Source organism: Variovorax ginsengisoli (assembly GCF_030486595.1).
Classification (GTDB): domain Bacteria; phylum Pseudomonadota; class Gammaproteobacteria; order Burkholderiales; family Burkholderiaceae_C; genus Variovorax; species Variovorax ginsengisoli_B.
On record NZ_JAUJZH010000072.1, the window covers coordinates 1 to 2,706 of the forward strand.

Genomic DNA, 2,706 nt, shown 5'->3' on the forward strand with positions numbered 1-2,706 from the left:
CGTTTCAGCCTGATCGTGGACGATCCGGGCGCGCGCGAGTGATCTTGACCGTTGGCATGCTGGCCGATTTTTCGGCCTGCCATGCCTACCACCAGGATCACGATGCGACAGATACGACAGGTCTTGCGCCTGCACCTCGAAGCCGACCTGAGCTACGCCCAGGTCGCCCGCGCCGTCGGTATCGGCAAGGGAACCGTCGGCAAGTTCATGCTGCTGGCGCGCGCCGCCGGCGTCGACTGGGGCGTCGCCCAGACCCTCTCGGACGCTGAGCTCGAGGCCCGCCTGTACAGGCCGGCCGTGCCGCGTTCGAGTCGCCAGCTCGAGCCCGACTACGCCTGGATCCACCAGGAACTCAAGCGCCCCGGCGTCACCCTGCAGTTGCTTTGGGAGGAGTACCAGCGTCGGCACAGCGAAGGCGGCGAGCCGGCTTACAAGTACACAAGCTTCTGCGTCAAGTACCGGGCCTGGGTCATGAGCCTGAAGCGCTCGATGCGCCAGACCCACGCAGCCGGCGAGCGCCTGTTCGTCGACTACGCCGGGCAGACCGTGCCGGTGATCGATGCGGCCAGCGGCGAGATCCGGCGCGCCCAGATCTTCGTGGCGGTGCTGGGTGCGTCCAACTTCACCTACGCTTGTGCCACCGCGACGCAGACCACAGCCGACTGGGTCGGCTCGATCATCGACGCGTTGGAGTTCTGTGGGGGCGTTCCTCGCCTGATCGTTCCCGATCAACCGCGTGCCCTGATCGCGCGGCCCGATCGCTACGAGCCCACCGTCAACCGCCTGGTCGATGAGTTCTGCGACCACTACGACGTGGCGGTCCTTCCAGCGCGCCCCGCTCGTCCGCGCGACAAGCCGAAGGTCGAAGTCGGAGTCCAAGTGGTCGAGAGATGGATCCTGGCGCGCCTTCGCAACCGGCGCTTCTTCAGCCTGCCCGAACTCAACGCTGCCATTGCCGAGTTGCTCACCGACCTGAACGCCCGGCCGTTCAAGAAGCTGCCCGGCTGCCGCGCAAGTGCCTTCACCGCGCTGGATCAACAGGCCCTGCGCCCGCTGCCGGCCACGCGCATGCCGATCGCGCGCTTCAAGCGCGCCCGCGTCAACATCGACTATCACATCGAACTCGATGGCCACTACTACAGCGTGCCGCATCGGCTCGTGCGCACCTTGGTGGAACTGCGCGTCACTGCCACCACGGTGGAGATTCTCAGCGGCAACCAACGCGTGGCCGTTCACCCGTACAGCGCCCGGCGCGGCGCCCACACCACGACGGCCGAACACATGCCGGCGTCGCACCGCGCGCATCGCGAGTGGACACCCGCCAGGCTCATCGCCTGGGGCGAGCGCATCGGCGCGGCCACCGCCGGCGTGGTGCGCTGGCAGATGGAGCACCGCCCTCATCCCGAGCAGGGCTACCGGGCGTGCCTGGGACTGCAACGCCTGGCACGCCAGTTCGGCGACGCCCGGCTCGAAGCCGCCTGTGCGCGGGCGCTGTCGATCCGGTCGCCGACCTATCGAAGCGTGAACTCGATCCTGGCCGCGGGCCTGGATCGCCAGCAGGTGCCGGCCGAGCCGACACAGGCGTCCTTGCCACTGCACGACAACGTGCGCGGCCCCGACTACTACCACTGACGAAGGAGAACCCTTGCTCAACGAACACACCCTGGATCAACTGCGCGGCCTGCGCCTGGACGGCATGGTCCACGCACTGGCCGACCAGGCCACCAGCACGGCGGCGACCGAACTGAACTTTGAGGAGCGCCTGGCGATGCTGGTGCAGCGCGAGATCGACTGGCGCGACGGCAAGCGCCTGACCCGCCTGCTCAAGGCGGCCAAGCTCAAGGTGGCCAGCGCCTGCATCGAGGACATCGACTGGCGTGGTTCGCGCGGGCTCGACCGCAGCCTCGTCACCACGCTGGCCGGCTGCGATTGGCTGCGCCATGGCCGCTGCGTCCTGATCACGGGAGCGACCGGAGTCGGCAAGACCTGGTTGGCGTGCGCGCTGGCGCAGCAGGCCGCGCGCTCGGGCTTCACTGTGCTGTACACGCGGGCACCCCGTCTGCTAGAAGAACTGCGGGTGGCCCATGGAGACGGCAGCTTCGGGCGGCGCCTTGCACAACTGGCGCGCATCGACCTCCTGGCCATCGATGACTTCGCGATCGCGCCGGTCACGGCGGCCGAGCGAAACGACCTGCTGGAACTGTTGGACGACCGCGTGGGCACGCGAGCTACGCTGATCACCAGCCAGTTGCCAGTGAGTGCGTGGCACGAATGGCTGAACGACCCGACGCTGGCCGATGCCATCCTGGACCGCATCGTGCACGCGGCGCACAAGATCGCGCTCAAGGGCGAGTCGATGCGCAGAAAGCAGGTGATGCCATGACCGCTTCGCGCAGTTCGTGCAGCGCCACCGCCGTCGCGCCGAACACGGCTTGCCCACCGCGGCGGTCGTTCGTCGCAAGCGACGCCCGCCGCCGTGGACAAGCCTGCGCTGTAGAGAGGCCTATCCACACCGCCTTCGGCGCCGCGTTGACCACCCCGGCGATGCTCGCCGGCGTGGACAACGCTCGGCGCTTCACCAAGATCATGGACGACTGAGATACCATGAACCCCTTCACTCGCGTGCTTCCGTGATCGTCCACGATCACCTTGAAACACCGTCCGCGATCACGCTGAAACCAGCGTCCACGATCGCTGAAATGCGCA

Annotated in this window: 3 protein-coding genes; 2 read left to right on the plus strand and 1 reads right to left on the minus strand. The window is 67.6% G+C overall.

The window, feature by feature from the left end:
- Positions 1-81 precede the first annotated feature (81 nt).
- Positions 82-1,632 carry an IS21 family transposase gene (gene istA, locus QZH52_RS38455; RefSeq protein WP_301816520.1) on the plus strand — a complete coding sequence of 517 codons (1,551 nt, stop codon included), beginning with the start codon at positions 82-84 and terminating at the stop codon, positions 1,630-1,632.
- A gap of 13 nt (positions 1,633-1,645) precedes the next feature.
- Positions 1,646-2,383: an IS21-like element helper ATPase IstB gene (gene istB / locus QZH52_RS38460; protein ID WP_301816521.1), complete on the plus strand. Its 738-nt coding sequence runs from the start codon at positions 1,646-1,648 to the stop codon at positions 2,381-2,383.
- Here istB and QZH52_RS38465 read toward each other — a convergent pair.
- Positions 2,343-2,706, minus strand: a 364-nt coding sequence (locus QZH52_RS38465) for a hypothetical protein (protein WP_301816522.1), incomplete at its 5' end; no start/stop codon positions are given. The genes istB and QZH52_RS38465 overlap by 41 nt on opposite strands.

Coding starts and splice junctions, on each gene's coding strand:
- istA (WP_301816520.1), top strand. CDS start 82: ATGCCTACCACCAGGATCACGATGCGACAGATACGACAGGTCTTGCGC.